The sequence below is a fragment of the Hoylesella shahii genome (assembly GCF_937990675.1).
GTDB lineage: Bacteria > Bacteroidota > Bacteroidia > Bacteroidales > Bacteroidaceae > Prevotella > Prevotella shahii.
The window spans coordinates 21339-27501 of sequence record NZ_CALKQY010000069.1 but is presented as its reverse complement, the minus strand read 5'-3'; the positions used below and the strand labels follow the sequence as shown (position 1 = coordinate 27501).

General features: G+C 41.6%; 5 protein-coding genes and 1 pseudogene. 2 read left to right on the top strand and 4 right to left on the bottom strand.

What is annotated here, in order from left to right:
- Positions 1 to 400 (bottom strand): carboxypeptidase regulatory-like domain-containing protein (locus QME03_RS10085; protein WP_281724282.1); only part of this gene is annotated, 400 nt, incomplete at its 3' end.
- Positions 401 to 1252 carry a GLPGLI family protein gene (locus tag QME03_RS10080; protein WP_281724281.1) on the bottom strand — a complete coding sequence of 284 codons (852 nt, stop codon included), beginning with the start codon at positions 1250 to 1252 and terminating at the stop codon, positions 401 to 403. It lies immediately after the preceding gene.
- A gap of 146 nt (positions 1253 to 1398) precedes the next feature.
- Here QME03_RS10080 and QME03_RS11865 point away from each other — a divergent pair.
- Positions 1399 to 1972: pseudogene (locus QME03_RS11865) on the top strand (transposase family protein).
- A 357-nt stretch (positions 1973 to 2329) separates the two neighbouring features.
- Here QME03_RS11865 and QME03_RS10075 read toward each other — a convergent pair.
- Positions 2330 to 3544, bottom strand: a complete 1215-nt coding sequence (locus QME03_RS10075) for a C1 family peptidase (protein WP_281724280.1) — start codon at positions 3542 to 3544, stop codon at positions 2330 to 2332.
- 191 nt (positions 3545 to 3735) lie between these two features.
- Complete coding sequence (locus tag QME03_RS10070; RefSeq protein ID WP_273116535.1) at positions 3736 to 5139, bottom strand: aminopeptidase P family protein; 1404 nt, start codon at positions 5137 to 5139, stop codon at positions 3736 to 3738.
- An 86-nt stretch (positions 5140 to 5225) separates the two neighbouring features.
- Between QME03_RS10070 and QME03_RS10065 the strand changes: the two genes are divergently transcribed.
- On the top strand, positions 5226 to 6089 hold the full coding sequence (locus tag QME03_RS10065) for a patatin-like phospholipase family protein (RefSeq protein ID WP_281724279.1): 864 nt from the start codon (positions 5226 to 5228) through the stop codon (positions 6087 to 6089).
- Positions 6090 to 6163 lie beyond the last annotated feature (74 nt).

Genomic DNA, 6163 nt, shown 5'->3' with positions numbered 1-6163 from the left:
CTTGCTGTTGATATGCACCAACAGAATAGTTAAGAGTATCACCGTTTTGTCGTATTTTCTTGGCATGAACTTTAACTTCCTTAAGTTGTAATACCTTTTCTTTGACTCGAAAGTTTAACCGTTGTGAACGGTTAGCAACAACTTTAACTTGCTGCCCTATAGACATACCTGCTGCGGTAATTGTTAAACTATCGGATTGTGAATTAACCTCCAAACGATAGTCACCCTTAGTATCTGTCTCTGCAAATGCCAGTACGATACTAGTCCCTTTTGCCGTTACTGTTACAATGGCATCTCCAAACTTGCCCTGTGCATCTAGCACACTACCTTCAATGACAGTTTGAGCTTGTATCTTCAAGCAAAAAATAATCAGCAGGCTGAATATGGTTGTGGTTTTCATCTATTCTTTCTCTAATGGCTCGTAAGGGTGTGGCTTTGATTTTAATTGCCCCGTTTGATAATCGCGTGCTCCAGCTGTTTTAAGGTGATCTCGATTTGCGGCTACTTGTAATTTATAAATATGTTCACGTGTATCCTTAATAAATCCTTTATATTCACTTTTAATAATTGGAAAATTACCAGATTTTATCTCTACAGCTTCCCATGTATAGAGATGTTCTTTGTCGTATAGTTTTAAAATTAGTCCAGGCAATCCTCCAAATATCCATGGGCCTAATCGCGTAGGAATTTTAGAAGTAAACCATGCCTCAAAAGTTCGGCCTCTCCAATGGCAAGTTGCTTTTTGACAATCATACCCCAGTATTGATAGCTGCTCATCAGAAAGCGTCCAATGTTGTTGATACATCGACTCAGTATAGAAAGCGTTATAGCGCTCCATGGCCCATGGCATCTTAGCATAGCAAGTATATGTGTTGTTAGTCGAGTAAATATCTGTAAATTGATACTCACTCCAATATTGATTGTTCCTTCCTCCTGAAAACATTATTCTTGGTATGCTAGTTGCATTTGGGTTTCGCTTAATAAAATCATCATGTAAAGAATCGTTTAGTTCTAAGAAACGGCTATAAAGCTTACTCAAACCTTTTCCTATTAGAAGCACTTGAGAATCTAAATAAGTATGTTCATCGCTAATATCATTAGCATTTAGAGCATATATAACTTTAATTGGGGCCTGCCCAATCACTGAACATTTTCCTAAACCTCTACTGTTAGGACGCATTACACGTCCTTGTTTTTCTTGCGCATGTAATGTAAATGAAAAACAAATAAAGAAAATAATGATACTTCTCATATGTAATCTTTCTGCTTAATCATGATGTAAGTCTTAATTAAATAACGTGAGTTCGATAAATTATAAGTGTTTGTGAATTTGGTATTTGGTGAAATTTATTGCAACTTTAAGGTGTTTAATTTCAGAAATCACAAACAAAAATAACTATGCTTACCCGGAACAAAGTTATAAAAAATAATGTATGGTAGATAATTTCTGAAAGTTTTTTGATGCAATGCAAGCAAAATATACGCTAAAATCACCCCAAAAAGAAAATGTTATCGAAATTATACAAAGTCAAAGGCAGAAGTCATGCTTATAATGAATGTTTTTCACGATTCGGGTTATCGCTGCTTTAAACATTTCTATTTTGAAAAAGTATGCAAACAGCTATGCTATCTTTTTCCAAAAGTTGTTTCTTATAGCCGTATAGTAAATTTAGAAAGGGATGTAGTCATAGCCTTAACCTTGTTTATCAAGAAGGCCCTGTTGCGCAAATGCACTGATATAAGATTCGTTGACAGCATCCCACTGTGTGTCTGTAAGAAACAGAGAGTACATATATAGAAACGGTAACTGATGAACCTAATTACATTGCCCAAGTATAGCCCCCAAAGCCATTAAAGCTTTGGCAATTTCATCGTCAACTTACTAGGTGCCATTGCTGTCTATTGTCTGTTTTCAAAGAAACCGTGTATCAATGTACAAAAGAACTTTGAAAGACAACTTACTTTGTACTGAATTCGTCGACCTTACGTTAGATTATGTATAACTCCAGGCCGAAAGTCTTATCCTAGTGTTTGTTGGTATGGAATGAAGGGGTAAATGGGGTTCTACAGGTTTTGAATACGGTTCTTTATTATGTTCTGTTTAAGACGAAAGTTAGCAAGGCGTGATTGGGAGAGAGCTAGTTTGTTGGGAAAGGGCGAAAATATAATCGTCTAGGACGAGAAGAAGCAATGCTTCTAACCCAACCTAGACGATTGTTGAAGATTAAGTGGCGATTCATAAAACATTGTATCACATTGTCCTGATGGGCAATGGTGGCTTTTAATGCGCTTATCTGAACCTGCCTAAAAGTAATCTAATTCCTCAGTCTTATTTAGACAAACCAATCTTTTGCAAGATGTCGGCAGGAACAGCGTTCTTGTTAACCATGAAGTCCATTGTTTTCATAGCCACATAAGCCTTGGTCATGTACCAAATACCCTTGTAGTCGCCATATTGACCCCATGAGTTCTTCACCATATAATATTCTTTACCATTTTGGTCTTTAGCAATACCGAAGATATGCATACCATGGTCGTCGGTAGTTTCCCAGGTGTCGTAGGCTTCTTGGCGCAGAGCTTGAGTGGGAACAACCTCGGGAGCGTTAATTCCGAGCGAGTCGTAACGTTGTTTTTTCTCGTTGGCCGAAAGTTTAAACCAGCGGTCAGCGTCGGTACCAGCCATTGAACGCACCTTCTTAGCGTCAACAAGGATACCAAGGCCCTTACGTGTGAATCCATCTTCGGTAACGTCTCCACCCCATCCAACAGTGTAACCATTCATGATGGCGTTGTCGATAATACGAGTAAGGTCTTCGATAGGCACGTTGTAGCTTTGAGCCCAACGCCAGTTGTCTTGTACCTCAACAGCAAACTTTGTGTAGAAAGGATGATGCGTGTAGCTGGTGAATGTTATATATTCGTCCCAGTCAAGTCCTAGGCTCTCAGCAAACGATTTCGGAGTGTAGCTCTTTCCTTCGTGAGTAAAGTTTTCGGGGCATTTACCTAGGTAAGAGTCGAGGATGCCTTGCAATCCGTTTTTCCATGCAGGCGACAGTTTTTTAGCCTTGCTCTTAGCCACAGCCTCTACGTAAGGCAGCATGGAATCGAAAAATTCGCCAAAATTAGCCAGCGAATCGCCCGTCATAGAGCCAGGTAATGCCATAGCGTCTTCGGGCACAATGCCGTGCTGTTTGATAACGTGGAGTGGGTCGTCGAAGCTTCCGCCTTGTGCAAACGATACGTCGCCATGCATTCTAACTGCCTTAACGGCGCGGTCCATGTAGTTTTTGTTGGCGATAAACATTTCGCTTAGGTTGTAGGTTTTGCCCGACTTACGCAAGATTTCGCTCTCAAGGAAGCTCATCGTGGCATAGTCCCAGCATGTGCCACTGCGGTTTTGGTCTTTGATGCTGGTGATTTTGTTTTCTTTAATCACCGTAAACACGGGTTTGCTCCTAGCCGTTTGTGGCTTTGCTTTAGGAGTCTTTGCGTTTAAACCTGTCGCAGTGAGCGCAACAAGTGCTGCTAAGAATACTTTTTTCATTGTTTTGTTTGTTTTTATGCTTAAAATGTTAATTAGGAAAAATCTTTATAATTATCTCTCTTTGTTTATTTATCCCCCATTAAGATACTAATTTCTGCTTATGAAGAGATGCCGTGCGCAGGCCAAAGGCTGTGCGCAGGCATCCTTATGGTTGAGTGTTGGCTCTCTAGCCTTAAGTGGATGGGTTATGATTAGGCGCGATGTTTGGCCATATACTCTTCCACGTCTTTGGGGTGGTAGGGAATGATGTCCTTGCCCAAAATGCGGCAACCGTTATCGGTTATTAGCACATCGTCTTCCAGTCTTATGCCACCAAAATCTTTATACGTTTCGATGAGGTCGAAGTTAAGGAAGTCTTTGCAGTGTCCCTTGGCCTTCCAGTCGTCGATGAGGTCGGGGATGAAATATATACCTGGCTCGTCTGTAACCACAAAACCCTTCTCCAAGCGACGTGCCATGCGCAATGCAGCTGTACCAAACTGCTTAGAGGGTTGAATCTCGTTGTCGTAACCAACATATTTTTGGTCTAGTGCCTCCATGTCGTGCACATCCATACCCATCATGTGTCCCAGTCCGTGAGGCAAGAATAGAGCGTGAGCGCCAGCAGCAAGAGCATCATCGGTATTACCCTTCATCAATCCAAGTTCTTTTAGGCGGTCGGTCATCATTCGGCAAACACCCATGTGCACATCGTAATATTTCACACCAGGTTTAGAAAGTTCAAGCGCATGGTCGTGACAAGCTTCTACGATGGTGTAAATTTCCAATTGTCTTTGGGTGAACTTACCACTAACAGGCATGGTGCGTGTATTGTCCGAGCAATAGTTATTAATGGTTTCAGCACCACAGTCGCACAAAGCCAGTCGGCCTTCTTCCAAAATAGCCATCGAGGGATTGCCGTGCATAATCTCTCCATGTTGAGAAAAGATGGTTGGGAAACTAACCATTGCACCATAAGAACCAGCAATGCCGCTCACTTGTCCAGCGATATATTTCTCGGTAACGCCTGGTCTAATCAGCTTCATAGCTGTGGTATGCATAAGATAACCAATTTCAGAAGCTCTTTCAAGCTCTTCAATCTCTTGGTCTTCCTTCACCGAACGCATTTTTACAACCGCGTTGATGAGGGTTAGCGATGCTTCATCCTTCTGTTGGTTGGGGTGAATGCCCAGTAAGTCGAATATTTGTAGTTTGATGTCGTGACGATAGGGGGGCAAGAAATGTATCTTTCTTTTCTGCTTAATAGCGTCGTGGCAAACAGTCTTGAGGTGCTTCATGGGTGATGAGTGTTCAATTCCCACCTGTGCAGCTAAATCTTTTACGCTGTCAACCGAGCCATACCATACGATATCTTCAATGTCGATATCGTCTCCAACAAGTGTGTCTACGTTGTTGTCAACATCGATAACGCCCACAAGACCGTCGCGTTGCACGCCGAAGTAATAAAGAAACGACGAGTCTTGACGGAATGGGTAATACCCATTATTGGGGAAATTACAGGGTGATTCGTTGTTGCCAAAAATGACAATTACACCACTTTGTACCAAGTTTTTTAGTTCGGTACGTCTACGGATATAAGTTTCCTTACTGAACATGATTATTAGTTTTAAACATTTGTACGCAAAGATAGCAAAAAATGCGCATGTTTTATTATCTTTGCCCCTAAAATTTAATGTGTTTTATGCAAATAGGGTCAAATAAAGGCTTGGTTCTTGAAGGAGGAGGCATGCGAGGTGTGTTTACCAGTGGTGTGCTCGATGCTTTTATGAAGCACGACTTAAGGTTTCATTACATTGTTGCTGTGTCGGCAGGGGCCTGCAATGGCATGTCGTATATGAGTTGGCAACCACGTCGTGCACGACTTTCAAACATCGATTTTCTGGCTCGCTACAAATATTTAGGGCTGCGCCACTTGGTAACTCAAGGCTGTATATTCGATCAAGAATTGCTTTATGATAAGTTTCCCAACGAATTGTTGCCTTTCGATTATGATGCTTATTTTCGCAATCGAGCCACATTCGAGATGGTAACCACCAATTGTTTAACAGGTGGGGCTATGTATCTTACGGAGAAAGAGAATAAACAACGCGTTCTAGATGTGGTGCGTGCGTCGAGCAGTTTGCCTTTTGTTAGCAAAATTGTAAATGTAGATGGCATTCCAATGCTGGATGGAGGAATTGTGGATAGCATACCCGTGCAAAGGGCCATAGATACAGGTCACGACTTTAATGTTGTGGTGATGACGCGCAACTACGGCTTTAGAGCTACAGGGAAAGACCATAAGATACCCAATTTTATTTATAAGAAGTATCCTCGGTTAAGAGTTGTGCTTAGTAGAAGACTAGAAGTGTACAACGCTCAGCTACAATTGGTGGAAAATTTAGAACGTGAGGGACGTGTGGCTTGTATTCGGCCACAACGCCCAATGGATGTTGGGCGCATAGAGAAAGATACAACAAAGCTGGAAGCACTTTACGAAGAAGGTTTTGAAGAGGGCGAAAAATTTATCGCAAACCTAAATGCCGGCATGTATGTTCGCAAGTAAAGAAAGGGTAGGGCAGGCTTTATGGCTTTGTTTGCAATGACATCGCACCAGGCCACGTGTAGGATGATATGATG

Excerpts from the sequence above, each read along its gene's own strand:
- QME03_RS10080 (WP_281724281.1), bottom strand. The coding sequence starts at position 1,252 with ATGAGAAGTATCATTATTTTCTTTATTTGTTTTTCATTTACATTACAT.
- QME03_RS10065 (WP_281724279.1), top strand. The coding sequence starts at position 5,226 with ATGCAAATAGGGTCAAATAAAGGCTTGGTTCTTGAAGGAGGAGGCATG.
- QME03_RS10075 (WP_281724280.1), bottom strand. The coding sequence starts at position 3,544 with ATGAAAAAAGTATTCTTAGCAGCACTTGTTGCGCTCACTGCGACAGGT.
- QME03_RS10070 (WP_273116535.1), bottom strand. The coding sequence starts at position 5,139 with ATGTTCAGTAAGGAAACTTATATCCGTAGACGTACCGAACTAAAAAAC.